Annotated in this window: 25 protein-coding genes; 10 read left to right on the top strand and 15 right to left on the bottom strand. The window is 68.3% G+C overall.

The window, feature by feature from the left end:
- Positions 1 to 34: 34 nt before the first annotated feature.
- The 5 genes from C8K38_RS03235 to C8K38_RS03215 form a co-directional block, all read right to left on the bottom strand.
- A complete protein-coding gene (locus tag C8K38_RS03235; protein WP_097210348.1) occupies positions 35 to 970 on the bottom strand; it encodes an AurF N-oxygenase family protein in 936 nt (311 codons plus the stop codon).
- Positions 971 to 1124: 154 nt separating this feature from the next.
- Positions 1125 to 1415 (bottom strand): DUF2516 family protein, encoded by a 291-nt coding sequence (locus C8K38_RS03230; protein WP_027501186.1) that lies wholly within the window; start codon positions 1413 to 1415, stop codon positions 1125 to 1127.
- Positions 1416 to 1489: 74 nt separating this feature from the next.
- Positions 1490 to 2284, bottom strand: coding sequence for a heparin-binding hemagglutinin (locus tag C8K38_RS03225; protein WP_097210218.1), 795 nt, complete (start codon positions 2282 to 2284; stop codon positions 1490 to 1492).
- Positions 2281 to 2709, bottom strand: a complete 429-nt coding sequence (locus tag C8K38_RS03220; protein WP_097210217.1) for a helix-turn-helix domain-containing protein — start codon at positions 2707 to 2709, stop codon at positions 2281 to 2283. The genes C8K38_RS03225 and C8K38_RS03220 overlap by 4 nt, the downstream gene beginning before the upstream one ends.
- Positions 2710 to 2792: 83 nt before the next feature.
- Positions 2793 to 4064 carry a DUF445 domain-containing protein gene (locus tag C8K38_RS03215; protein WP_097210216.1) on the bottom strand — a complete coding sequence of 424 codons (1272 nt, stop codon included), beginning with the start codon at positions 4062 to 4064 and terminating at the stop codon, positions 2793 to 2795.
- Positions 4065 to 4165: 101 nt separating this feature from the next.
- Between C8K38_RS03215 and C8K38_RS03210 the strand changes: the two genes are divergently transcribed.
- The 6 genes from C8K38_RS03210 to C8K38_RS03185 all read left to right on the top strand — a co-directional run bounded on the left by C8K38_RS03210 (position 4166) and on the right by C8K38_RS03185 (position 10978).
- A complete protein-coding gene (locus C8K38_RS03210) occupies positions 4166 to 4933 on the top strand; it encodes a TetR/AcrR family transcriptional regulator (protein ID WP_097210215.1) in 768 nt (255 codons plus the stop codon).
- A 39-nt stretch (positions 4934 to 4972) separates the two neighbouring features.
- A complete protein-coding gene (locus C8K38_RS03205; RefSeq protein ID WP_097210214.1) occupies positions 4973 to 5323 on the top strand; it encodes a DUF4873 domain-containing protein in 351 nt (116 codons plus the stop codon).
- 46 nt (positions 5324 to 5369) lie between these two features.
- Entirely contained in the window at positions 5370 to 6326 is a 957-nt protein-coding gene (locus C8K38_RS03200) for a LysR family transcriptional regulator (RefSeq protein ID WP_097210213.1), read from the top strand.
- 130 nt (positions 6327 to 6456) lie between these two features.
- Complete coding sequence (locus C8K38_RS03195) at positions 6457 to 7920, top strand: glycoside hydrolase family 5 protein (RefSeq protein ID WP_373560224.1); 1464 nt, start codon at positions 6457 to 6459, stop codon at positions 7918 to 7920.
- Between the two features lie 765 nt (positions 7921 to 8685).
- On the top strand, positions 8686 to 9405 hold the full coding sequence (locus tag C8K38_RS03190) for a hypothetical protein (protein WP_097210212.1): 720 nt from the start codon (positions 8686 to 8688) through the stop codon (positions 9403 to 9405).
- A gap of 109 nt (positions 9406 to 9514) precedes the next feature.
- Positions 9515 to 10978, top strand: coding sequence for an Ig-like domain-containing protein (locus C8K38_RS03185; RefSeq protein ID WP_097210211.1), 1464 nt, complete (start codon positions 9515 to 9517; stop codon positions 10976 to 10978).
- A gap of 90 nt (positions 10979 to 11068) precedes the next feature.
- Here C8K38_RS03185 and C8K38_RS03180 read toward each other — a convergent pair whose 3' ends face one another.
- From C8K38_RS03180 to C8K38_RS03170, 3 genes are all read right to left on the bottom strand, one after another.
- Positions 11069 to 11740: a TetR/AcrR family transcriptional regulator gene (locus C8K38_RS03180; RefSeq protein ID WP_179800439.1), complete on the bottom strand. Its 672-nt coding sequence runs from the start codon at positions 11738 to 11740 to the stop codon at positions 11069 to 11071.
- Positions 11707 to 12411, bottom strand: a complete 705-nt coding sequence (locus C8K38_RS03175; protein WP_179800438.1) for a TetR/AcrR family transcriptional regulator — start codon at positions 12409 to 12411, stop codon at positions 11707 to 11709. Before C8K38_RS03175 ends, C8K38_RS03180 begins: the two co-directional genes overlap by 34 nt.
- Positions 12412 to 12531: 120 nt before the next feature.
- A complete protein-coding gene (locus C8K38_RS03170) occupies positions 12532 to 14052 on the bottom strand; it encodes a flavin-containing monooxygenase (protein ID WP_097210208.1) in 1521 nt (506 codons plus the stop codon).
- 130 nt (positions 14053 to 14182) lie between these two features.
- On the opposite strand from C8K38_RS03170, the gene C8K38_RS03165 reads away from it, so the two are divergent.
- A complete protein-coding gene (locus tag C8K38_RS03165; protein ID WP_097210207.1) occupies positions 14183 to 15052 on the top strand; it encodes a polyphosphate kinase 2 family protein in 870 nt (289 codons plus the stop codon).
- A gap of 18 nt (positions 15053 to 15070) precedes the next feature.
- Here the strand turns inward: C8K38_RS03165 and C8K38_RS03160 are convergent, their stop codons facing one another.
- The 4 genes from C8K38_RS03160 to C8K38_RS03145 all read right to left on the bottom strand — a co-directional run bounded on the left by C8K38_RS03160 (position 15071) and on the right by C8K38_RS03145 (position 17499).
- Entirely contained in the window at positions 15071 to 15292 is a 222-nt protein-coding gene (locus C8K38_RS03160; RefSeq protein ID WP_097210206.1) for a hypothetical protein, read from the bottom strand.
- A gap of 38 nt (positions 15293 to 15330) precedes the next feature.
- Positions 15331 to 15669, bottom strand: a complete 339-nt coding sequence (locus C8K38_RS03155; RefSeq protein WP_257017032.1) for a hypothetical protein — start codon at positions 15667 to 15669, stop codon at positions 15331 to 15333.
- A 74-nt stretch (positions 15670 to 15743) separates the two neighbouring features.
- Positions 15744 to 16310 (bottom strand): type 1 glutamine amidotransferase domain-containing protein, encoded by a 567-nt coding sequence (locus C8K38_RS03150; protein WP_097210345.1) that lies wholly within the window; start codon positions 16308 to 16310, stop codon positions 15744 to 15746.
- Between the two features lie 130 nt (positions 16311 to 16440).
- Positions 16441 to 17499, bottom strand: a complete 1059-nt coding sequence (locus C8K38_RS03145; protein WP_097210205.1) for a YeiH family protein — start codon at positions 17497 to 17499, stop codon at positions 16441 to 16443.
- 101 nt (positions 17500 to 17600) lie between these two features.
- Between C8K38_RS03145 and C8K38_RS03140 the strand changes: the two genes are divergently transcribed.
- A complete protein-coding gene (locus tag C8K38_RS03140; protein ID WP_097210204.1) occupies positions 17601 to 18512 on the top strand; it encodes a LysR family transcriptional regulator in 912 nt (303 codons plus the stop codon).
- Between the two features lie 42 nt (positions 18513 to 18554).
- On the opposite strand, the gene C8K38_RS03135 is transcribed toward C8K38_RS03140, so the two are convergent.
- Together C8K38_RS03135 and C8K38_RS03130 are read right to left on the bottom strand one after the other, a co-directional pair.
- On the bottom strand, positions 18555 to 19595 hold the full coding sequence (locus C8K38_RS03135) for an NAD(P)-dependent alcohol dehydrogenase (RefSeq protein ID WP_097210203.1): 1041 nt from the start codon (positions 19593 to 19595) through the stop codon (positions 18555 to 18557).
- A 72-nt stretch (positions 19596 to 19667) separates the two neighbouring features.
- On the bottom strand, positions 19668 to 20225 hold the full coding sequence (locus C8K38_RS03130) for a TetR/AcrR family transcriptional regulator (RefSeq protein WP_209928559.1): 558 nt from the start codon (positions 20223 to 20225) through the stop codon (positions 19668 to 19670).
- A gap of 309 nt (positions 20226 to 20534) precedes the next feature.
- On the opposite strand from C8K38_RS03130, the gene C8K38_RS03125 reads away from it, so the two are divergent.
- Positions 20535 to 21272 carry a hypothetical protein gene (locus C8K38_RS03125; protein WP_143548377.1) on the top strand — a complete coding sequence of 246 codons (738 nt, stop codon included), beginning with the start codon at positions 20535 to 20537 and terminating at the stop codon, positions 21270 to 21272.
- A 151-nt stretch (positions 21273 to 21423) separates the two neighbouring features.
- Positions 21424 to 22920 carry an endoglycoceramidase I gene (locus C8K38_RS03120; RefSeq protein ID WP_097210200.1) on the top strand — a complete coding sequence of 499 codons (1497 nt, stop codon included), beginning with the start codon at positions 21424 to 21426 and terminating at the stop codon, positions 22918 to 22920.
- 72 nt (positions 22921 to 22992) lie between these two features.
- Here the strand turns inward: C8K38_RS03120 and metE are convergent, their stop codons facing one another.
- Complete coding sequence (gene metE, locus C8K38_RS03115; protein WP_097210199.1) at positions 22993 to 25287, bottom strand: 5-methyltetrahydropteroyltriglutamate--homocysteine S-methyltransferase; 2295 nt, start codon at positions 25285 to 25287, stop codon at positions 22993 to 22995.

Below are 25287 nucleotides of genomic sequence, written 5' to 3'. Positions count from 1 at the left end.
CACGATGCCGTGGTCGCGCCGGGTCCCGGCGGCGCTAGATGATGTGTGCCCGGCGCAGCAGGAGCTTCGACGGCCCGCCGATCAACCCGACCTCGCTCAGGAATTCGACGGTCTTCGCGCTGCCCTCGCGGAGCATGTCGTGGTAGTGCTTGTTGGCCTTCGCCGCCGCGCGGGCTCGCTCGGGGTCCAGCCCCGCGGCCTCGTACACCTTGTCGTTGACCAGGCTGGTGACGATGAAGTAGGCGGTCACGCCGAGCATCAACCGGACCCGCGCCCTGGTGAACCAGGAGATGCCGTCGACGCGCCGGACGGTCTCCTCGCGGGCGAACTTGATGTGCCGCGCCTCCTCGAGGACGTGGATCCTGCTCACCGTCCTGGTGAGCGGCTGCACCCGCTCGTCCTTCATGAAGTCGCGCTGCATCATGTCGAGGATCTCCTCGGCGAACAGCGTGCCGCCGTAGGCGAGCGAACCGGAGGCCGTCGCCTTGAAGGCGCGCGCCGACTCTCGGATCCACCGCTTGGGCCGGTAGGACGGGACGCCGAAACGCTGCGCCGACCTGGCGAACATCGTCGAGTGCCTGCACTCGTCGGCGATCTCGGTGAGCGCGAACTGCACGTGCGGCTCGGACGGGTCGTGGCTGTAGATATCGCGCAGCAGCATCTGCATGAGGATCATCTCGAACCAGATTCCGGTGCCTGCGACACTCGCGGCCTCGTGCTTGGTGAGCGTGATCCGCTGGTCCTCGGTCATCGACTCCCAGAGGTCGGTGCCGTAGAGGCTGGACCATTCCGGCGTCATGCCGTAGAGGCCCGCCGGAATGGGCGCCTCCCAGTCGACCTCGATGAGGGGGTCGTAGGACTTCCTGGCCGCCGAGGCCAGTAGTCGGCTCGCCGTGTCCTGCCGCTCCCCCGCCCTGGCCAGGCGGGATCCGGACCTGTTCACGGCCTTGCGTACGTGAAGGATCGACATCGCCACTCCTCGGCATCGGATCCGGTGACACGCGCCGGTATCGACTTACCTCAAGAATGCGTGGCGGGAATGACCGTTGTCAAGGGTTATATGTAACTGATATTCGCAGACAATTTGGGGGTGCGATCGACGCCCCCAACGCGAGGGCGACCGACTACCAGCGCGGCCCGCGCTGGACCTCGTCCACCCGCGGTCGCACGTCGACCAGGTACACGCAGATCGCCACGACCGCGATCATCCAGAAGAGCATTCCGAAGGGCAGCAGCAGCACCAGCAGCGCGACCAGCAGGATGCCCAGCCAGATCGGCTTGCTCAGCTTGTCGACCGCGGTGAAGGCGTCGGTGCGCTGCCGGATCGCGTGGAAGACCGCGAAAACGCCCGCCGCGATGGCGGCGAGCTGGAGCGCGAGCATGATCAGGCCGGTGAGGCCGTTGACGGTCGGCATGTATCCATCCTACGAGTTCGGCCCCCGCACACCGTGATGCGCGGGGGCCGAACTCGATTCAGCTGTGCGAACCGTCAGCTGGTGGCCTTCTTGGCCGGGGCCTTCTTGGCCGGAGCCTTGGCCGCGGTCGCGGCGGGCTTCGGGGCGGCCGGCTTGGCCGGAGCCTTCTTGGCCGGGGCCTTCTTGACGGGCGCCTTGGTGGCGGCCGTGTCGACCTTGGCCGCGGCCGTCTTGGTGGTGGACTCGGCCTTCTCGCCCGCGCCGACGAAGCGGCTGGCCACGTTCTCGCCCGCCTCGGTCACGGCGTCGCTGACCTCGTCGGCGACGTCGCTGATGCGCTCCGCGGCGCGGCCGGCCAGCTTGGCGGCCTGCTCGCCGACGGCCCGGGTCTGACGGGCAACGGTGCCGAGGGCCTCCTCGGTAAGGGTGGCGGCGTCGCCGAGAACCGACTCGGCGCGCTCGATGCCCTCTTCGACGGCGGGCTGCTTGCGCAGACGCTCGACGGTCTCCTCTCCCCGCTCGGCGAGCGAGGTGTAGATGTCGGATGCGACCTTCAGGTACGCCTCGGCGACCTTGCGCAGCTCCTCGGCGGTGAACTTCTCGCGCAGCTCGGCGAGCTCCTCGGGCAGCTCGGACGGCAGGCCGGCAAGCCGCTCGCGGAGGCTCTCGACACCCTCGGTGAGGTCGCCGGTCAGCTTCTCGAAGCGCTCGCGGGCGGCGTCGACCGTGATGGCCTCCTCGCCGTTGGCGGTGGCACGCGAACGCACCTGGGCGACGACGTCGGCGACGGCCTGGACGACCACGTCGCCCGCGCCGACTGCGGCGTACAACGGGGTCTTCACGCTGTCGAGACCTTTGAGTTCAGTCATTCCTGGTTCTCCTTTTCGGGCTGGGGGTCGAGGCGCGGATTGTTCTCGCGCCGAAACGATTCGTAGATTTCAAGGAGGACCTGCTTCTGTCGCTCCGTGACGGAGGTATCGGAGAGCAGGGCGTCCCGCACCGGACTGGCTGGGCGATCTTCGAGAAATCCAGCCCGCATGTAGAGCACCTCCGCGGACACGCGGAGTCCCTTCGCGATCTGCCCGAGCACCTCTGCCGAGGGCTTGCGCAACCCACGCTCGATCTGACTCAGGTAGGGGTTGCTGACGTTGGTGAGTTGCGAGAGCTGCCGCAACGACACCTGCGCGGCCTCCCGCTGCGACTTGATGAAGCTGCCGATGTCCTGCGCCGCGGAGCTGACCACCCGCGCGGCCACATCACCGGCACTGTCGCCAGTGGGCGTTTCGTCGGCCATCACACTCCCTACCTGGTGGGTGAATCCCACGGTACGGGAGCGTGCTAACTATTGCAAGCACTCTTGTTAGCAGCGGGCTGCGGTCAGGTGAACAACACTTGCGAGACGGTGTGGATGGTCAGCCCGGCGAGCGCACCGACCACGGTGCCGTTGATCCGGATGAACTGCAGATCCCGCCCCACCTGCAGCTCGATCTTGCGGCTGGCCTCCTCCGCGTCCCAGCGCGCCACCGTGTCGGTGATGACGCCGGTGATCTCCTCCGTGTAGTTCGCGGCGATGTAGCGGGTTCCGCTGTCGAGCCAGCCGTCGACCTTGGCTCGCAGTTCGGCATCGTCGCGCAGCCGCTCCCCCAGCCGGATCACGGTGTCGCGGATCTTGGCCCGCAGCGTGCTGTCCGGGTTGTCGACGGACTCGAGGATCATCCGCTTGGCCACCTTCCACGCCGCCTCGGCGGCTCCGGTGACCTCCTTCCGGCCCATGATCTCCGCCTTGACCTTCTCGGCCTTGGCCATGGTCGCCGGGTCGTTCTGCAGGTCGTTCGCGAAGTCGACGAGGAAGCGGTTGGCGGCCAGCCGAACCTCGTGCTCCGGGTTCGAGCGCACCTTCCAGGTGAACTCCACGAGCTCCTTGTAGATCTTCTCGCCGAGCAGCGCGTCGACGAACTTCGGCGACCAGGCCGGACTGTCCCGGTCGATGATCCGGTCGATCGTGTCCTGGCTGCCCAGCGCCCACTGATGGGCCCGCTCCGCGAGCAGGTCGAGCAGCGGCAGCTGTCGGTTCTCCTTGATCAACTCCGCGAGCACCTTGCCGATCGGCGGCCCCCAGGCCGGCTCGGCGAGCCTGCGGACGATCGTGCTGTCGATGATCTGCTGGACGTCCTCGTCGCGGAGCACCGAGACGAACCCGCGCAGGATCGTCGCGGTCTCCGCGGCCACCCGCGTGGCGTGCGCCGGCTCGGCCAGCCAGGTGCCGACCCGCAGCGGGACCTGCGCGGCCTCCACCTTCTGCGACACGACGTCGGGCGCGAGGAAGTTCTGCCCGACGAAGCTGCTCAGGTTCGAGCCGAGCTGGTCCTTCTTCTTCTTGATGATCGCGGTGTGCGGGATCGGCAGCCCGAGCGGATGCCGGAACAGCGCCGTCACGGCGAACCAGTCCGCCAGCGCGCCGACCATGCCCGCCTCGGACGCGGCCCGGACATAGCCGACCCATTCCGGCGCGCCCTTGCTCTCCTGCCAGCGGGCCACCAAATACACCACGGTGGCCAGGACGAGGAACCCCGTGGCGAGGGCCTTCATCCGGCGGAGGTCACGCTTCTTGGCGGCGTCATCGACGGTGAGCAACTGCACCAGGCCCATTGTGCCGAATCTCCGGGCCACGCCGGGTCAATCGTCGGCTCCTGCTCGAACCCCCGCCTAAACTGTGCAGGAGATCAAACCGAACGGATGTGGCGAACCCAGTGCCCAAGAACTCAGTGCCAACAGCACAGGACCCCGAACAGACCGAGACTGCGACCAAGCCCGAGAGATCCGAGGAGGCGGCCAAGCCCGAGAAGCCGGACGGCCGCAAGCGGCGGTGGCGCGAACACAAGATCGCGCGCCGCGAGGAACTGGTCGACGGCACCATCGCGGCTATCCGGGTGCGCGGGCGCGACATCGGCATGGACGAGATCGCATCCGAGATCGGCGTCTCCAAGACCGTCCTGTACCGGTACTTCAACGACAAGAACGACCTGACCAGCGCCACCATGATGCGCTATGTCGAGACGGTGCTCGCGCCGCGGATGTACGCCGCGATCGGCAGCGACATGGACGAGTACGAGCTGGCGCGGATGGCGATCACCGCGTACGTCGAGACCGTCGCCGAAGACCCAGAGGTCTACCTCTACGTGATGGCGAACAGCGCGGGCGGCAACCGCGACGTCGTCGCCGAATCGGAGCGGATGATCGCCGAGCTGCTCTCCGCCGTCCTCGGCGAACGGTTGCGCCTGATGGAGATGGATTCCGGCGGGTCGCTGCCGTGGGCCTACGGGATCGTCGGCGCCGTACAGCTCGCCACCCACTGGTGGATCTCCAACAAGTCGATGACCGCGGAGAACCTGATCGACTACCTGACGATGATGACGTGGGGCGGGATCACCGGGATCGCGGAGGTCGCAGGCTCTCCCGCGCGTTTCAACGCCAATCCGCATCCGCTGCTCCGCGGGGACGCCGCCGAGGGCCTCTGACGGTCTTGTGTTACCTGAGGTAACAGGTATTCTTGCGGGGTGAGCGACTTCAGCGCCGAGACCGGCGAGGACCACGACGAACCGGACGGCTACTCCGGAAGGGCGCTGATCACGGTCGGTTCGCACCCCACCCTCGCGCTCGACGTCCAGCTGGTCGGCCATTTCGAGCCGATCAGCGGTCGCTACCTCTGGCAGGGCCGGGTCCGCCGGCTCGCGGAGTCGATGCGCGACGGCGCGACGGTCGGGCCCGGCGCGGAGCTGGAGATCGAGACCCCCGAGGGCTCGGGCATCGCGACGGTGTCCTCGATCGACCTCTGGGGCAGCCACATGATCGAGGGCCGGTCGGGCAGGCCGTTCGCCGCGATGGAGGACACCGAAGGCCTGCTCTGACCGTTCCCGCCTGTTCCGCGGCCCGGCCGACCTACACTCTTGCGCCATGGAGCTGCAGACCCGCCAGCTGAGGTACTTCGTCGCCGTCGCAGAGGAGCTGAATTTCACCCGCGCCTCCCAGCGTCTGCACATCGCGCAGCAGGCGCTGAGCGCGCAGATCAAGCAACTGGAGCAGGACCTGGACGTGATCCTGCTGACGCGGACCACCCGCAGCGTGACCTTGACCGCGGCAGGCGCCGCGTTCCTCGAGGATGCGAGCGCGGTGCTGGCGGCCATGGACGCCGCGGCCGAGCGTGCACGCTCGCTGCAGCGCAGCGAGCGTGCACGCCTGGTGTTGGGCTTTCTCGAGGGCGCGGCGCTGATCCTGACCGAGCCGATCCTCTCGGCCTTCCGCACCCGCCATCCCGGCGTCACGGTGGAACTGCGTCAGTTCAACTACGACGACCCCTCGGCCGGCCTCGCCGACCGGTCGGTGGATGTGGCGTTCGTGCGGCGCCCGATCTCCACGGACGGCATCGACTTCGTCCCCCTGTTCAACGAGCCGCTCATGGTGGGGCTCCGCACCGACCATCCACTGGCCGATCGCCCCGCGGTTCGCGCGAGCGAGCTCCTCTCCGAGCCCATGCTCGGGGCGGCCTGCACCGACCCGGTGTGGAACGCATTCTGGGAACTCGATGCGCATCGAAATGGCACACCCGCTCCGCCCGTCTCCCGCTCGACCACGTTGCTCGAGGAATATCAGAAGGTGGCGGCCGGGGTCGGAATCGTGGTGACGGCCGCCGCGGCCCGCTGGGTTCCCTTTCCCGGGGTGGCGCTGGTACCGATCCTCGACGCCGCCCGCAACGAGGTCGCGGTGGCACGCCACCGCGACAACGATTCGGCGCTCGTGTGCTCGTTCATCGACACCGCTCGACGGGTGCGCGACGCCCGCCCCGATCTCGTCGCGAAGCTGAGCGAACCGGATTTCGACGACCGCACGATGCCGACGTTCATCCCGTACTGACAAGCGCAGCTTGTGAATCCGTAGCGAACGGGTGTTTCCGTTCGACTCTCCCCAACCCTAAGGTTCCTTGGACGTCCGAACGTCGCTCGATGAAGGGTAGAGAATGAGCTGGTCACGGGGCCGAGTCCTGATGCGCATCATGACTGCACCGGTGCTCGTTGCCGCCGCCGTGGCGCTGCAGGTACCCGCCCAGGCCGCCGCCACCCCCACGAGCGACTGGACACTGCCCCGGTTGACCGTCACCGACAGCTCCATCACCGACGTCACCGGGCGGACCGTCCTGCTGCGCGGGGCGAACGTCAACCAGCTCAACGACTACGCCGAGAACGACCCCGCGATCCCGGCCACCGCACCTCTCGAACGCGCCGACTTCACCCGGATGGCGACACTCGGCTTCAACGTCGTTCGGCTGACCGTGGCATGGTCCGCCCTCGAACCCACCCCCGGTGCATTCGACATGGCCTACGTGGCCCGGATCCGCGAGGCCGTGAACGACGCCAAGGACCACGGCATCTACACCGTGCTGGACATGCACCAGGACGCATGGGGCAAGGCGGTCGGCACACCCCCGGGCGAGGCCTGCCCCGCACCGCTCAAGCCCGGCATCGGATGGGACGGCGCCCCCGCATGGGCCACCATCACCGACGGCTGGAGCACCTGCACCCTCGGCGGGATCCGCGAGACCTCCCCCGCCGTCGCCCGCTCGTTCCAGAACTTCTACGACGACACCCAGGGGATCCAGGGTCACCTGGTCAACACCTGGGCGCGACTGGCCGCCGAATTCAAGGACGATCCGGCGGTCGTCGGCTACGACCTGCTCAACGAGCCCAACCCCGGCCTGCGGGACCCCATCACCGCCGCCGACCAGATCGGCCGGTACTACCAGCGCGCGATCGCGGCGATCCGGCAGGCCGAGCAGGGTGGGTTCGCACACCTGGTGTTCTTCGAGCCGAGCGCGATCTGGTCCGCCATCGGTGTCGACGCGCTGCCGCCGCCGCACTATGTGAACGATCCTCTCGTGGTGTTCGCGCCGCACCTGTACAGCGGATCGATCAACGTGAGCAGCGAGATCCCCTCGATCGAGGAAGGCTTCCGACTCGCGCTCGACGGTGCCGCGCGATACCGGGCACCGCTGTGGACCGGCGAGTGGGGTTGGTTCGGCGCCCCGGACGCCGACGCCGACCAGGTCGATCGATTCGTCGACGCGATGAACAAGCACCGGATCGGCGGGGCCTGGTGGTCCTGGACCCAGGCCTGCGGTGACCCGCATGCGGTCCGCGACGGCAACACCCACAAGCCTCAAGGCAACCTGAACAAGATCGACTGCCCCTCGGGCGAGCAACTCGGTCTGGTCGAGGGCTTCGCCCGCCCACTCTCGCGCGCCTACCCGCGGGCTGCCCCCGGCGCCCTCACGGAGGTGACCGCGACCGGGTTCGCCGGCACCGGCACCGGACGCCTCGAGGCCTGGTACCCCGGCACCGCACGCCCCGACCTCGACACCGCCGGCGTCACCGATCTCGGCCTGACCCAGATCGACGGCGGATGGCGCATGATCGGGAACACCGCGGGGGTTTATCGGGTGACCCAACACTGAATCACGTCGTGCGTATCCGGCAACAGTAACGAGCAGATTTCCCACTCCGATAGAAATCACGGGCCGGAATCCAGCAACGCGGAACAGCAGATTCGCCAATCTGTGAACCGACCCGGGAGAACACTTCATGAATTCCCGACCCGAGCCAGCGAACAATGACCGAACCCTTTATTTACTGAAGGGTACCGAGGTTACCGGCGGTCAACCCGGCCCGGATTTCCCTGACCGCAATAGCGGAAACGATGCACCCCTGAGCTGGATCGATGCTAAGTACAGAGCCTGTCGGCGACGCCATCCCTCATCAAGAAAGTAGCGATCGCGCTCAGTGTCCGTGAGGCCGAACGGACCCCCGGCAACACAGATTGAAACCTCGACTGATTTCGTTTAAGGTTCCGCTCCCGCAACTGCGGTAGACGTGGTAGAAATTGTCGCGGCCGCAACCGCATCCTGGTTGCGGCCGCAGCATTTCAGGAAATCAAGTTCAAGGAGAAAACAATGGGAACCCTCTTCACCGTGCTCGGCGCAATCGGAAGCACCATCTCGATCGCGACCTTCATGCAGTCTCTGAGCTGACGGCTCGGGGCCGGTGCGCTCCCGAGGTGCACCGGCCCCTTTGACCGCCACGCAGGCGGTCGCCTTCAGGTCCTGCCCCGGCACTCCCGGGGCGGGCGCTCCGGTAGATGCGACGCCGGGACAGGCCCTGCGTCGGGCAGAGTACGCGGCCACCACCCTGTCGTGACCGCAACAGCGAGAACTAGGGAGAACATGTCTTCGAACACCGTCCGCCGCATCGCCGCCCTCGCGGCCGCCACCGCCCTCCCCGCCGGCCTGCTCATGGCAGGCGCCGGAGCGGGCGTCGCGAGCGCAGCCGACCCGGCCTGCATCCAGTCCAGCCACGACACCAAGAACGACTGGAGCACCGTGTGGATCACCCACACGTACGACAAGTCCGTCTCGGCCGCCGAGGTCGCCGCAGGCACCAACGTCACCTACAAGATCGTCGTCGGCACCACCAGCATCGGTAACCCCTACGTCAACACCATCCGCGACTACCCGCCGGCCGGCTTCGGCGCCCCCATCTCGACGAAGGTCACCGCCTACCACTTCGCGCAGGGCCAGGTCACCGAGGACGTCACCCCCGAACCGACAGGCGACGGCGGCTGGCGCGCGAGCAGCACCGGATGGTTCGTCAACTCCGGCAACCCGGTCACCGCCGAGTTCACCTACCGCGTCCCCGACAACACCCCGGCAGGCACGAAGGTCACCAGCGGCGGCATCGACATCAGCGGCACCGTCGGCGTCGGAGTGAGGCGCGAGAACCTCACCGCGTGCTTCAACGTGCGGGCCAAGAACCCGGGCGAGGCCGTTCTCGGCAGCGCAGACGGCGCAGGCGTCGGCTCCGCCGAAGGCCAGCTGAGCTCCACCGGCTCGGTCAGCGACGTGCTCGGCGACGCCATCACCCGCGTCATCAACAACGGCAGCTAGTCCCCGTGTGCTCGGCGCCGCGACCGCCGCGGCGCCGAGCAACGAAACCCCCACCCCCACGCTGCGGCCTCGATGGCGACGGTCGCGCACTGGCTACCGAAGGATCACCATGACATCACGAGAGATCACCCGCGGCGTCGCCGCAGGCGCGGCAACGACTCTGGCCATCGGCGCGCTCGCCTTCCTCGGCGCGGGCGTCGCCGGTGCGGCCCCGGCGTCGATCACCTGGGACGACGGCAGCTCCCGTTTCACCAGGACGGTCAGCAACACCTCCCCCGCCGTCGGCGACACCATCACCGTGACAACGAAGTTCGACCGGACCAGCTGGGTCGACGAGTTCATCTACAACGTCAAGGACCGGCATCCGTCCTGCCTGACCTACGTGCCCGGCTCCGCGAAGATGGGCGGCTCCCCGACCAATACGGACGACGTCAATGCCGACGAGGGCAACGGCACCGGCTACGTCCGTTCCTCATGGGGCGTCACCTCCTGGGTGGTCCAGAACCGCCCGGGCTTCCACGCCTCGCCGGAGTACAGCGTCGACTACAAGGTCGGCCCGAACTGCCCCCGCGGCGTCGCCCTGACGACCGGCATGGACTACGGCGGATCCCTCGGCAGCGGCGGCTACGGTCAAAAGGGCCCGTCGCTCAACATGGCCAAGACCGCCACCACCACCACGCTCGGCGCCGTCACCGGCGCCCGCGTCGGCGTGCCGAGCAACCTCACCGCCAACGTCACCGGCGGCGCAGCGGGCGACACCATCGAATTCCGCGACGGCACCGCCCCGATCGGCACTGCCGCCCTCGACGGCGCGGGCACCGCGACCCTCGCCTGGACCCCCACCGTCCGCGGCGGCCACACCCTCACCGCCAGCTTCCCCGACACCGCATTCGCCACCGCCTCGCAGTCCGCGCCGGTCACCGTGCAGGTCGCCGAGCAGAACGCCACCTCCACGATCGCGCTCGCACCGATCACCGGCGCGCAGGTCGGCCGCGCCTCCACCGTCACCGCCACCGTGAACCCGGCCGCTGCAGGCGGCACCGTCGAACTCCGTGACGGCGCGGCCTCCCTCGCCACGCTGCCGGTCGGTGCCGACGGCAAGGTCACCTACCAGTGGGTGCCCGCCGCGGCAGGCGCGCACACCCTCACGGCCACCTTCTCCGGCCGTGACGGCGTCGTCGGATCCACCACTACCGCATCGGTGAACGTGGCCGAGGCACCCGCCTCCTCCACCGACTCGACCACCACCCTCAACCCGGTCGGCGCCGCCGCCGTCGGCACCGCCACCACCCTCACGGCCAAGATCAACCCCGCCAACGCCGGCGGCACCGTCACCTTCAAGGACGGCGGCACCGTCATCGGCACCGGCACGGTCGGCGCCGACGGCACCGCCACCGCCGCGTGGACCCCGGCCACCGCGGGCCAGCGCACCATCACCGCCGAGTACTCGGGTGCAGGCACCGTCAACGCGTCCTCCGACCAGGAATCTGTGATCGTGGGACCGGGCGACGGCACCGGTGGCCCCGGAACCGGCAGCGGCGCCGGCAGCCTCGGCTCGCTCTTCGGCTCCTGACAACCGATACACCGTGAAGGGGCTGTCCCCGGCCACATCGGCCGGGGACAGCCCCTTTTCACAACCCGGCCACCGGCACGACGAACAGCGTCAGGGCCGGGCCGCGACGGGCCCGCCGATGCCCGAGCGCAGGAAGTCGACGAGCGGCGCCGCCAGATCCTCTGCCGTCGCGGGCCCGTGCAGCGGGAACACCGCGGAGGCGAGCAGGATCGAGCCCATCGCCTCGCCTGCCACCCCGAGGTCAACGGCGCCGGGCAGATCTCCGCTCCGCACCCCGGACGCGAGGAACTCCGCCGCGACGTCGCCGAACTCTCCGAACACCCCGAGCAGCCGGTCGATCAGGACCGGATCGATCGACGGCGCCTCGAACACCACGAAGCGGATCAGTTCCGGCTCCTGCCGCACCAGCTCGTGCAGGCGATCGACGATGTGCCGGTACCGGTCGAAGAACTCGTCGAGGTCCGCCGACCGTCCGAGCGCGTCGTCGACGATCCGCTCCCGTATCAGTTCGAAACCGTGGTCCACGACCGCATCCAGCACGTCACGCTTGCTGGTGAAGTAGTTGTAGAACGTGCCGTGGCCGACGCCGAGCGCGGCCACGATGTCGGCGACACCGCAGTTCGCGTAGCCGTCCGCCACGAACACCTGCGCGGCCGCCTGAACCAGCTCGCGGCGCCGCTCCGCGCTGCGCCCGCCCGCGACCCGGTCGTCGGCACCCACCCCGAGGGTCACCGCGCCTGCCCGTCCGTGCCCGGCCGACACAGGCCGAACGACACCAGCGCGACGATCGTGTCGGTGTACCGCGCCCGGTCGGCGGCGCATTGGCCGACGCGCAGCCCGCGCAGGAGACCGGGCCAGGTCAGGGCGATGATCGAATGACCCACCGCGTTCGGGTCGAGATCCTTGCGCAGCCAGCCGCCCAGTATCCCGTGCTCGAGCACCTCCGCGACCAGACCGGCCAACACCTGCTCGCCGCGCATCACCCGCCTGCCGAGCTCGTCCTCGATCGCGCTCGCCTCGACCATCAGGAGCTTGAGGACGTTCGGTGAGTCCTCGACCAGTCCGAACAGCGCGTCCGCGAGGTCCCGAATCCGGGCGATCAGCGATTCCAGTGTCTCCGGCGGCTCGAGCAGCGCGGGCGCGTCGACGACATCGATCAGTTCCCGCAGGCAGCGCTCCATCACCTGATCGAGGATCTCGCGCTTGCTGTCGAAGTACCGGTACACGGTGCCGAGGCCAACCCCTGCGCGCTTGGCCACCTGCGCTGCGGTCGTCGCCTCGTAGCCACGCTCGGCGAATTCCTCGATCGCCGAGGACACGATCTGCTCGCGTCTGGTCTCGGACAACCCCGGCTGCGGTGGCCGTCCGCGCCTGGCTGGCCCCTCCTCGAGCACTGCGACGAGCGGCACCGCATCGCTTGGCGTCGACGGCAAGCCTGGCTCCTTCGGCATCGCGGACTCGGGAACTCACGACAATGCGCCCGCATCGGCGGGCGCATTTCCCGGATCGGTCGGTGACCGATCCATGATCAGGATCTTACCAACCGCCGGGCCTCAGCCGGTGGTCTCGGCGACCTCGACGGCGGTCTCCGCTGTGGTCCCGACCAGCTCGAAATCGGACGGGTCGAGCCTGCGGGTGCGCAACCAGTACTGCCAGGTGAACCCGGGCCAGATGGTGCGGTTGACGCCCTTGGCATCGAGGTACCAGCTGTTGCAGCCACCGTTGGTCCACACGCCCTTGGACAGCTTGGCCTGGATGTCCTCGTTGAATCGATCCTGGACCTCGGGCCGCACCGCGATCGCCTCCGCGGCGCTGCCGTCGACGAGCGCCATCGCCGCCAGCACGTATCGGATCTGCTGCTCGATCATGAACACCACCGAGTTGTGCCCCAGGCCGGTGTTCGGGCCGAGCAGGAAGAAGGCGTTCGGATAGCCCGCCACGGTGATCCCCAGGTGCGTCTGGATGCCGTGCTCGTTCCAGTACGGCACCAGTTCCCGGCCGCCGACGCCCGCGAGGTTCACGCTGTCGAACCCGTCGGTCACGTGGAAGCCGGTCGCGAAGATGATGGCGTCCGCCTCGCGAACGACGCCGCCCCCGGCCACGATGCCCGACTCGGTGACCCTCTCGATGCCCTCGGTGATGATCTCCACGTTGGGCTTGGCCAGCGCCGGGTAGTAGTCGCTCGACCCGAGGATGCGCTTGCACCCGATCCGGTACTCGGGCGTGAGCTTCTGCCGCAGCACCGGGTCGGCGATGCTGCGCGCGATGTTCTTCTTCGCGATCGTCTCCAGCGGCCGCATCAGATTCGAGTGGCCGTTGAGACCGATCGCCAACGATTCCGACACCCAGTAGATGCCGTCGCGGAATGCCCTCCTTACCGGCGGCACCAGGTCGAAGACCCGGCGCAGGCGCGTACCGATCGAGAGGTTCTTGCGGGGCACCACCCATGCCGGGGTGCGCTGATAGAGCTGCAGTTCGGCCACCGCGTCGACGATCTCGGGCACGAACTGGACGGCGCTGGCGCCGGTGCCGATCACCGCCACCCGCTTGCCGGTGAGGTCGTAGTCGTGGTCCCAGCGGGCGGAGTGGAACGCGACACCGCCGAAGGCCCCCATCCCTGGCAGGTCGGGGACGTTCGGGACGTGCAGCGCACCGACACCGGCGACGAGGTACTGCGCGACGTACTCGTCGCCCTCCTCGGTGCGGACGTGCCAGCGGTTCTCGGTCTCGTCCCAGTACCCGCCGTCGACGGTGCGACCGAAGTGGGTCTTGGCACGCAACCCGTACTTGTCGGCGAGGCCTCGCAGGTAGTCGAAGATCTCCGCCTGCCCGGACCACAGCTCGGACCAGCCGGGGTTCGGCTCGAAAGAGAACGAATACATGTGCGAGGGCACGTCGCAGGCACAGCCGGGGTAGGTGTTCTCCCGCCAGGTGCCGCCGACCTCATCGGCCTTCTCGAGAATGACGAAGTCAGGGCGGCCGGCCTTCAGCAGCTGGATCGCCATGCCCATCCCGGAGAAACCCGCGCCGATGATGAGCACCCGGGACCGATGCTGCTTCGTCTGCGATGCCATGTCCGACCTCGACTCTCCTGTACCTATCGTCAGGTTAACCTCGCGTGACGGCGCTCACCATCGCGTCGCTGAGCCGAAACGCCGCAGGCGGAGCCGCCCGAACCCGCCGCGCCCTGACTACAGTCACGACATGGCCAAGCTTCCGAAGGAACCAGTCGACAACTGGGAGATCCCCGCGGTCGAGGCGCTGCGGGCGACGCCGGACATCCGGGTTGCCGACATCGTCACGAAGGGCACCCCCGGCTTCGTCGGCGACAAGGCGGTGGGCGAGCGACTGCTCGAGGAGCGCGGCGCACGCCTGTCCGCCCTCCAGGAGCTGCTGTACGCCAACGGACGGTCCGGCGACACCCGCTCCGTGCTGCTGGTGCTGCAGGGTATGGACACCGCGGGCAAGGGCGGGATGCTCCGGCACGTGATCGGCCACGTGGACCCGCAGGGTGTCGACCACGCCTCGTTTGGGGTCCCGACCGCCGAGGAAAAGCGCCACGACTACCTGTGGCGCATCCGCAAGGCCCTGCCGCGCAACGGACAGCTCGGCGTCTTCGACCGGTCCCACTACGAGGACGTGCTGGTGGTGCGGGTGCACAACCTGGTGCCGCCGGAGGTGTGGGAGCCGCGCTACGAGGAGATCAACGCGTTCGAGCGGGAACTGGTCGAGTCCGGTACGACGATCGTCAAGGTGGCGATGTTCGTGTCGCTGGACGAGCAGAAGGCTCGCCTGGCCGAACGGCTCGAGCGGCCCGACAAGTACTGGAAGTTCAACCCCGGCGACATCACCGAACGCGGCTTCTGGCCGGAGTATCAGAAGGCCTACCAGGCCATGCTCGACCGGACCTCCACCGAACACGCGCCGTGGCACGTGGTGCCCTGCGACCGCAAGTGGTACAGCAGGCTTGCCGTCACCGAGTTGCTCATCGACGCACTGGAGAATCTCGACCTCGACTGGCCGCCCGCCGATTTCGACATCGACGAGCAGAAGGCCCGGCTCGCCGAGTCCTGAGCGCCGACCCATGGGCGCTCAGGGGAAGTGCGGGGTGTCCCGGCCCAGCTTGTGGTCGTGGTGGATGGTGCCGCCCACCACCACGATGGCCGTCGTGATCACGAGAACCAGCGCAGACCCGGCGACGATTGCCCAGCCAGGGTGACCGGACCCCGCCGCCACGAGGAACATCCCCAGGGTGAGCGCGGTGAGCAGGACGCCACCGAAGCCGACCCACCCGGCGAAAATGTTCAGACTCATCGCTGACTCCTCTCGGCCGGCGGCGCCCGGCGTCGTCGTCATCGCACGGGCCAGCGGTCGCCGCCGGGCAGCGGGAACCGGGGGGTGTGTTGGTGCACCCGTCGATCGTGGACAACGGCGCTGCTCACGATGCTCGATCCGATCAGCACGCAACCCGCGCAGACCAGGGCCGCCACGATCGCCCAGCCGGTGAAGCCCGACGCCGCGGCGACCACGCTCAGAGCAAACGTGAGGACGGCAACGAGCCCTAGGGCATAACCGATCCATTCGGAGAACAGACTCAACTTCTCGGGGAACCGACGCACCCGCCCCGGGAACTGTCGCAGCTGATCAGAGAACATATTCAGCCTCATGTCGGCGAACAGATTCTGGAACATGCTCACTCCTCCTCGACTCGAGGATCAACCTTTGTGTTCGACGCTACGCCCGGTTCTCGCGCCTCGACAAGGCGTCAGAGGGGCTCAACCGGCTGCGGCATCTGTGTGAACTTGCCGACGATCGCGGCGCAGAACCAGTGCAGGTCCGCCGGTCCGCGGCTGGTGATCAGGTTGCGATCCACCACGACCTTCTCGTTCACGTGGCTGCCGCCCGCGTTGATGATGTCGGTGCGCAGGCTCGGCCAGCTGGTCAGCGTCCGACCTCCGACCACGTCCGCCTCGAGCAACATCCACGGACCGTGTCCGATCGCGCCGACCGGCTTGCCGACGTGCACGAAGTGCCGCACGAACGCGACCGCGTGGTCGTCGACCCGGAGCCGGTCCGGGTTCATCGTGCCGCCGGGCAGGATCAGTCCGTCGAAGTCGTCGACGCTCGCGCGCGAGACCACCAGATCGACCGGGAAGCGGTCCGCCTGCTGCACATCTGCACGAAATGCCTGGATCTCCCCCGGCTCGAGGGAGATCAGCGTGACCGCGGCGCCCGCCTCCTCGACCGCGCGCCGCGGCACGATCAGCTCGTCTTGCTCGACCCCGTCTGTCGCCAGGATCGCCACTCGGTGACCCTCGAGTTGCCTAGACATCGCCCCGACTCCTTCTGCGCTCGCCTGCGGCGCCCGGATCTCCCCGGGCACCCGCCACCGCAGCGAACGCACCCGGGCATGCACCGAGTATGGCGCCCGATCGGGACGACGACCAGGGGTGCTCCTGGCGTCAGCTCACGAGCAGGACACCCACCAGCGCTATCGACGCAACCCAGACGGTCGACAGGCTCGCCAGCACGAAGGGACGGGGGCCGACGTCTCGGATGACCGCAAGGCGCACCCCGGCGCCGAGGGCGAACATCGCGGCGGTGAGCAGCGCCGTCTGCGCCAGCCCCGCCACGGCAAGGACGGATCCGGGCAGCAGCCCGGTCGACCGCAGCCCTACACACGCGATGAAGGCCAGCACGAACAGCGGCACGAGCGGCGGGCGCTTCGCGGCACCGGCGCCACCGGCGGGCCTGCGCCGACTGCGCACGCTCAGGTAGGCCATCACCGGGGCGAGCATCAGCACCCGGGCGAGCTTGACTACGGTGGCGACGGCCAACGCGGCCCCGCCGATCGCTCCTCCGGCGGCGACCACCTGGGCGACCTCGTGGATCGCACCGCCCGCCCACATGCCTGCGGCCTCCTCGCTGAGCCCCATGGCGCTCGACAGGAGCGGGATCGCCGGGATCATCAGGGTGCCGAAGATGACCACGAGGGCGACCGCGGTGAGCAGCTCCTCCTCGCGGGCGTCGATGACGCCGTCCGCGGCCGCGACCGCCGCCGCACCGCAGATGGAGAATCCACAGGCGATCAGGACCCGCTGGGTCCACGAAAGACCGAGCAGCTTGCCCGCGTACATCGTCCCGGCCATGCCGAGGCACACGATCGCCACGACAACCGCGATGACGCCCCAGCCGAGCCCGAGGATATCGCTGAACATGAGCTGCAGCCCGAGGAGCGCGATGCCCACGCGGAGCAGGCGCTTGGACGAGAAGGCCAGCCCGGGGCGGAACCTGGGCGCGATCGTGAACAGGTTCGCCACGAGCGCCCCCGCCACGATCGCGATCAGCATCGGGCTCACGGTGGGCACGAGCCGCCCCACCCCCATCGCGACCAGCGTGCCGACCACGCTGAGCGCGATGCCGGGAAGGACATCGGTCCGCTCGTTGCCCGGCTGCGCGGGAGGCGTATCCGCGGCTGCCCGATCGCGAACGAGATTCGACCCGCTCAGTTTTCTGCTCATGCATCGACTGTCCGTTACCCGAGCTAAGTACGGTAGCCGGTGATTTACCAACACCTCATATCACAGTGATATGGAGATCCCGTTGGGCATACCATGCGCGTATGACCCGCCGTTGGCCCGAGATGGGCGTCCTCGAACTGCTCGTCGGCGTCGACGACCACGGGAGCCTCAGCGCCGCCAGCCGGATCGCGGGCATCGCGCAGCCGAACGCCAGCCGATCCATGAAGCAACTCGAGCGCCAGTTCGGGATGCCCCTTCTGCAGCGCAAACCGACCGGTTCGACGCTGACGCCCCAGGGGACCGTCATCGCCCACTGGGCACGCCAGGTCCTCGCCGACGCAAGCCAACTGCTCGATGTCGCGGAGGGGATGCGCGCCGAGCGCTCGGCCGAGCTGACCATCGGCGCCAGCATGACCGTGGCCGAGCACCTGATGCCGGGATGGTTGGGCCGGTTCCGGGGTTTGAATCCCGATGTGACAGTCCATCTGCAGGTCCGCAACTCGGCCCAGGTGTTCGACTGTGTCACCGACGGCTCCTGCGATGTCGGTTTCGTCGAATCCCCCTCGGTCCCGTCCTCACTGCACAGCACCACCGTCGCTCGTGACCAGCTGGTGGTGGTCGTTCCGCCCGACCACCCGTGGACCCGCCGACGGCGGCCGCTGACCATCGCCGAACTCGCCGCCACCTCGCTCCTGGTCCGTGAGCCCGGGTCGGGCACCAGGACCACGCTCGACCTGGCCCTCCAGGAGTACGAACGCGCGAAGCCGATCCTCGAACTGGGCAGTGCCGCCGCAATCCGGACGAGCGTGCTCGGCGGGGTCGGACCCGCCGTCCTCAGCACGCTCGCGGTCAAGGATCAGGTGCGGACCGGCGAGCTTCGGGTGATCCACGTCGACGGCCTCGAGCTCGGCCGGACCCTCCGGGCAGTCTGGCGACCACCACGCCAACTCGACGGTCCCGCAGGCGATCTCGTGCGACTCGTGCGAAGGACCGCGCAGCAGCGCGCCGACTGAACCGACCCGGACCGCGTCAGGAGTGAAGCGACGCGGACCGCGTCAGAAGGTCCCGGCGTCGATGACGAATCGGTAGCGCACATCGCTGCGCACCACCCGGTCGTAGGCCTCGTTGATGCGGTCCGCGGGGATCACCTCGATCTCCGCGCCGATCCCGTGCTCGGCACAGAAGTCCAGCATCTCCTGCGTCTCGGCGATCCCACCCACCATCGACCCGGCCAGGCTGCGCCGGTTCGACGCGAGCGAGAATCCGCTGACCCGAATCGGCTTCTCGGGCAGGCCGAGCTCCACCAGCGCCCCGTTGACCGCGAGCGTCGACATGTACAGGTCGATGTCGAGGTTCACCGAGACGGTGTTCAGGATCAGGTCGAACCTCGACCGCAGCGCCTTGAAGGTCGCGGGGTCGCTCGTCGCGTAGTAGTGGTGGGCACCGAAGCGCAACCCGTCGTCCTGCTTGCTCAGCGTCTGACTCAGCACGGTCACCTCCGCACCGAGCGCGGCGGCGATCTTCACCCCGACGTGCCCGAGCCCACCCATGCCGATGATCGCCACCTGCTTGCCGGGACCCGCGCCCCAGTGCCGAAGGGGCGAGTACAGCGTGATGCCCGCGCAGAGCAGCGGCGCCGCGACGTCCAGCGCGAGACCGTCCGGGATGCTGAGCACGAACCCCTCGGTGACCACGATGTGAGTGGAGTACCCACCCATCGTGTACTCGCCGTCGCCGATACGCGAGTTATAGGTCTGTACAACTCGTTTGGTGCAGTACTGCTCGTCCCCGGACGCGCAGGCATCGCATGCGCCACAGGAATCGACAAAGCAGCCGACGCCGACGCGGTCCCCGACCTCGTGCAGGGTGACCTCGGAGCCGACGGCGGCGACGACGCCCGCGATCTCGTGACCCGGCACCACCGGATAGTGGGTGCCGCCCCACTCGTTGCGCGCGGTGTGGATGTCGGAGTGACAGATGCCCGAGTACTTGATCTCGATGAGCACGTCGAGCGGACCCAGGTCCCGGCGCTCGATGCCGACCTTCTCGAGCGGTCCGTCGGCACTGGTCGCGGCGTAGGCGGAAACTGTGAGCATGCGTAAGTTTCTATAGGCCGAGCCGATTCCGCGCAACGCGACCGACCTCGTCGCAGGTCTGGCGGTCACGACTCAGCCGAGCCCAGACCGATCGACCGTGATCCGCCGCAGCAACGAGTCGGCGGCCGATTCGAAGACCTGCGGAAGATCGATGTCGTCGGGGACGGTGGCCCACTGATCGCGGAGACCCTCGTTCAGGGCCAGCAGTTCGAGGATCACCTGGCGGGCATCGACGTCCGGCCGGATCTCCCCCTCCTCGATCCCCCGCTCGACGACGGGTACGAGCATTCGCAGCGAGACGATCAGGTTGCCGCGCAGGCGCTCGCTCGCGGGGTTCGATTCGAGCAACGCCTCCCCGCTGAGAACGGCACGGAAGCGCACCAGTTCGGGACGACGCATGCTGTTGCGAACCGCAACGGTGAACTGATGGAACAGATCCCGCACCGTGCCGGTCGCATCGAAGGCGTCGGCATAGGGATCTTCCCGCAGTGCGATGGCGGCGAGGAAGAGTTCCTTCTTCGTCCCGAAATGGTGGAGCAGTCCGGCATCGCTGACGCCGGCATCGGCCGCTATTCGCGCCAGCGACGAATTCGCGTACCCGAAGCGGGAGAAGTGTTGGACGGCGGCCATCAGGATGCGTTCGTGCCTGTCCTCACCCGGCGCGTATCGGCGGCGCGGGCGAGGCCGACCCCTGGGTGACTCGTCGTCTGGATCTCGGTCCGGCCCCTCGGCTGTCATCACGATCTTTCTGCGAGTGTCGGGCACTGATCGCTCGAGCCTATTCGGTGACCGAGCCACAGGAGACGTTCATGCCGCGTCTTCTCGAAAGTCATCCAGAAGACCTAGTGGCCACTTAGCATTTGCCTCCAAGCGGGGCGGCCCGACGGCCGCGAAGCGCTGAACAGCAGATATGCCGACAAGGAGAAGGAGAGTTCACTGATGACCACTCAGCAGCGATTGCGCCGGCGGATGCCCGCGCGGTCGGCAACCGTGGGGGCACTCTTGCTGGCGCTCGTCGCCGCACCGGTGACGGTGGCACTCGCAGACGAGGCACCACCGGTCGCGGAGTCACCGGGGTCGACCCAGGTACTGGACGGCACTGGTTCCGGCGATATGTGGGCGGTGCCGACCCTGCCGGCCGACCAGCTCACGCTGATCATCGCCTTCAGCTTCGGCAACAGGATGCCGGCGGGGGCGGATCCCGCACGAACCGAGGGTGAGCCGGGGCCGGTCAACGAGGCGCTCGCGGACACGGTCGTCGCGGCGCGCGGCGATCGGGACATCCCGGTCTACGCACAGACCCCGATCGCGGACGTCCTGCGCACCAAGTACGACATGGACGACGTCGTGGCCATCGCGGCCGACGTTCGCCCCGACGGCACGCTCGCGTATCTGTCGACCGATGGGGCCGCGGCGAAGGTCGCCGCCCTGCGCGGCGCGTCACAGGCGACCGACCTCGCCGGCGTGGTGGCGTTCGGAGACCACCAGTGGCGGGCCACCCGAACCGCGGAGGCCAACGGCTTCCGCGCCTATGCGCCGCTGGGGATTTCGATGCCCACCCAGTATGACCCGGAGTCCGGCCAGGTGTGGACGAGGAGCCGCGAGGTCTACCTGCCGACCGACTACGCAGGCAGGATCCCGCTGCTCATCGAGACCGGCAGCGGAGCCGGCCGATAGGCACTATGACCGCTTCCGCGGCCACGATGGGGCGGGTTACACCCGCCCGCCCCATCGGATCACCGAAAACCCGCGTGGACACCTGGCGCTCCCCTAGAATTCACCAGTTGGACAATCGTCCAACTGGGTCGGTGAATCCCTGAGGAGTGACATGCGCAGATTGCTCGCGACAAGCATCGCGGTGCTCGGAACGCTGTTCGCATCAACACCAGCGGTGGCCGCCGCCGACGAAGCCCCGTCGACGCCGATCAGCCAGGTCCGCATCGACGGACGTTCCCTCGTCGACGGGTACGGACGCACGGTCCTGCTGCACGGGGTCAACAACGTCGACAAGGAACCGCCGTACCTCACCCCGGGGGACGGACTGACCCTCACCGCCGCCGACGCCGACCTGCTCGCCCGGCACGGGTTCAACACCGTCCGCCTCGGCGTGTCCTTCGACGGCCTGATGCCCGAGCAGGGCCAAATCGACCCCGCCTACCTCGACCGGATCGCCGACACGGTCGACGTCCTCGGCACCCGCGGCATCCACGTCCTGCTCGACAACCACCAGGACGGACTGAGCCCGGCCTGGGGCGGAAACGGCTTCCCGGAATGGTCCATCAAGGCCAGACCCTTCCCCGGCGAACCGAACCCGGGATTCCCGATGAACTACCTGATGCCCAGCATGAACATCGGCTGGGACGAGGTCTGGACCAACAAGAACGGGGTACTCGACCACCTCGGCACCGCCCTCGCAGCGCTCGCCACCAGGGTGGAGGGGAAACCCGCCGTCCTCGGCATCGAGCTGATGAACGAACCCTGGCCCGGCTCACCGTTCCTGACCTGCTTCCCCGGCGGCTGCCCCGGCTTCGACCGGACCTACCAGGCCGCGATGCAGAAGCTGACCGACCACATCCGAGGCGCGAGCGCGACGGTGCCGGTGTACTGGGAACCCAACGTGACCTGGAACCAGGGCATGCCCAGCTACCTGGGCAGCCCACCGCAGACCCCGGCGATCACCGACCCGAACATCGCCCTCTCCGTGCACGACTACTGCATCCCCAGCCAGATGAGCATCTACGGCGGGGTGCCCGAGAAGGCCAAGCTGGCCTGCCCTGCCCAGCACGAGCTGACCTGGGCCCACATCGATTCGCTGACCTCCCGCACCAACCGGCCGGCCCTGGTGACCGAGTTCGGCGACGTCGACCCGAACACCCTGGCGGCCACGATGTTCCGCGCCGACGAGCGCTTCACCGGCTGGCAGTACTGGCACTACTCATCGATCTTCGGCCCCGGCGGCGGCGCGGATCCGTTCCACGGACAGGTCGGCGACCAGCTGGTGCGCACCTACCCGCAGGCCACCGCAGGCACCCCCGGCACCCTGAAGTTCAACCCGGACGGCGGCGACTTCAAGTACACGTACACGCCGCGGCCGTCGAGCAAGCCGACCGAGATCTACGTCTCCGACCGGCACTACCCCGCCGGCTACGTCACCGAGGTCACCGGCGGCCACACCACCTCCCCCACGGGCGCCCGCACGGTCACCGTCCATGCAGACGGCACCGGCCCGGTCACCGTCAAGATCCACCGACCCGACTCGGACGGCAACAACCTGCCCGACAAGCCGGGCTTCGGCTCGGGCTCGGCCGGCAGCTCGGGCTCCTGACCGGCCCGCTTCATCACCCGAATGCACGAAGGCCCCGGACCGTGAGGTCCGGGGCCTTCCGCGTGTCCACGCCTATTCGGCCGCGGCGGCCTTCTCGGCGCGGCGGCGCAGGCGGCGCGCGGCCGCCACCAGGTTCCGCAGCGAGGGCTCGAGCTGCCAGTAGTGCCTGGTCTTGAGGCCGCCGTCGGGATTGGCCCACAGTCGGTCCAGCTCCACCGATTCCGAGGCCTCGGTGAGCAGCTCGTCGAGCTCATCGATGTCCGGGATTCGGGCCGAACGGCTCTCGTACACACCGGGTCCCACGCCGTGGGTGAGCTTGCGCTCCTTGATGGCGTCGAGCACCCAGGTGATCGAACGGGTCGCCACGATCGCGGTCACATCGCAGTCCATCCGCTCGATCGCGTCCACCACCGACTTCTGGGTCGTATAGGTCAGGTGGGTGTGGATCTGCGTCTCCGGCTTGGCACCGCCGGTAGCCAGCTTGAACGCGTCGACCGCCCAGTCCAGGTACTCCTTGCGCCCGCCCGCCCGCAGCGGCAGCAGTTCCCGGATCGCCGGCTCGTCGACCTGGATGATCGAGATGCCCGCGGCCTCAAGGTCGGCCACCTCGTCACGGATCGCCAGCGCCAGCTGATCAGCGGTCTCGTGCAGCGGCTGGTCCTGCCGGACGAACGAGCGCGCCAACATGGTGATCGGACCGGTGATCATGCCCTTGACCGGCTTGTCGGTCAGCGACTGCGCGTAGCCGATCCACTCCACGGTCATCGGCCCCCGCCTGCGGACGTCACCGAAGAGGATCGGCGGACGCACGCAACGCGACCCGTACGCCTGCACCCAGCCGTTGTGCGTGGACGCGAATCCGTCCATCAGCTCGGCGAAGTACTGGATCATGTCGTTGCGCTCGTGCTCGCCGTGCACGAAGACGTCGAGGCCGATGTCCTCCTGCAGCCGGATGGTGCTCTCGATCTCGGCCTGGATGCGCTTGACGTAGTCAGCCCACTCCAGCCGTCCCTGACCCAGCTCGTACCGCGCCTGGCGGACGGCATCGGTCTGCGGGAACGAGCCGAGAGTCGTCGCGGGCACCTTCGGCAGGTTCAGCTTCTCCTGCTGAGCCAGCCGACGGACCTCGTACGGAGCCCGGATGCGGTCTTCGGCCTTGATGGCGTAGACCCGTTGGCGCACTTCGTGCTTCTGCTTGAAATGCACTTTCGTCGGCTTCTTGCGCCAGCGCTCCGACGGGCCCTCGGTGAGCGCCTTGGCCAGTGAGACCACCTCGCCGACCTTCTGCTTCGCGAAGGCGAGCCGGTCCGCGACGTCGCCGTCGAGTTCCCACTCGGCCAGCACGTCGTACGGCACGTGCATCAGCGAACAGGACGTCGAGACAACCAGATCCGGGATAACGTCCTTGAGCGAGGACAGGTAGGTGAGCGTGACGAGGTTGTCTGCCCGCCACACGTTTCGGCCGTTCACGACGCCCGCGTAGAGGCGCTTGCGCTTGAGGCCGGGGATCTTCGCCAGTTCGTCGGCCGCGACCTTGCCGTAGACCAGGTCGAGTCCGAGCGCCTCGATCTTCGTGGCGGCCAGGATCGGCAGTGCCTCACCGAGATTCCCGTACGGGCCGGTGACCAGGATCCGCGGGCGCAGCGGCGCGTGGGACAGCGTGGTGTACGCCCGGCCGAGCGCGGCCAGTTCCTCCTGCGTGCGGTCCTGGGTGAAGGCGGGCTCGTCGAGCTGGACGCAGGTCGCCCCGGCCTTGGCGAGCAATTCGAACAGCGCCTCGTACTGCGGCAGCAGCGAATCCAGCAGGTCGAGCACCGAGAAGTCGTCCGCCGCATCGGCGCTCGCCTTCGACAGCAGCAACAGCGAGACGGGGCCAAGGAGCACGGGGCGCAGTTCGATGCCGCGCGCCTTGGCCCGTTCGAACTCGTCCATCAGCGCGTCTGCGCGCAGGGTGAACACTGTGCGCTCGTCGAGCTCGGGCTGACGGTAGTAGTAGTTGGTGTCGATGAACCGCACCAGCTCCAGCGGCGGGAAGTCGGGCCTGCCGCGGGCCATGGTGAAGTAGAAGTCGAGTTCGTTGAGCTCGCCCTCGAGCGGGGCGAACCGGCTGGGCACGGCGCCGAAGAGCAGCGCGTTGTCCAGCACGTGGTCGTAGTAGGAGAAGGTGTTGCCGGGAACCTGCGTCAGGCCGGTCGCGGCCAGCTCGCTCCAGGTCTGCTCCTGGAGCTCCCGGCCGACGGCGATCAGCTCGGCCTGGCTGGACTTGCCGTGCCAATACGCCTCGAGTGCCCGCTTGAGTTCGCGTCGGGGCCCGATCCTGGGGTACCCCAGGACGCTGGAGCCGTAGGTGGCGGCGCTGTTGGACAT

Origin of the sequence: Rhodococcus sp. OK611, from assembly GCF_003050885.1 — a bacterium.
In the GTDB taxonomy this organism is placed as follows: Bacteria; Actinomycetota; Actinomycetes; order Mycobacteriales; family Mycobacteriaceae; genus Rhodococcus_G; species Rhodococcus_G oryzae.
Note: the sequence above shows the minus strand (reverse complement) of the source record. Positions and strands in the feature narration are given on the sequence as shown.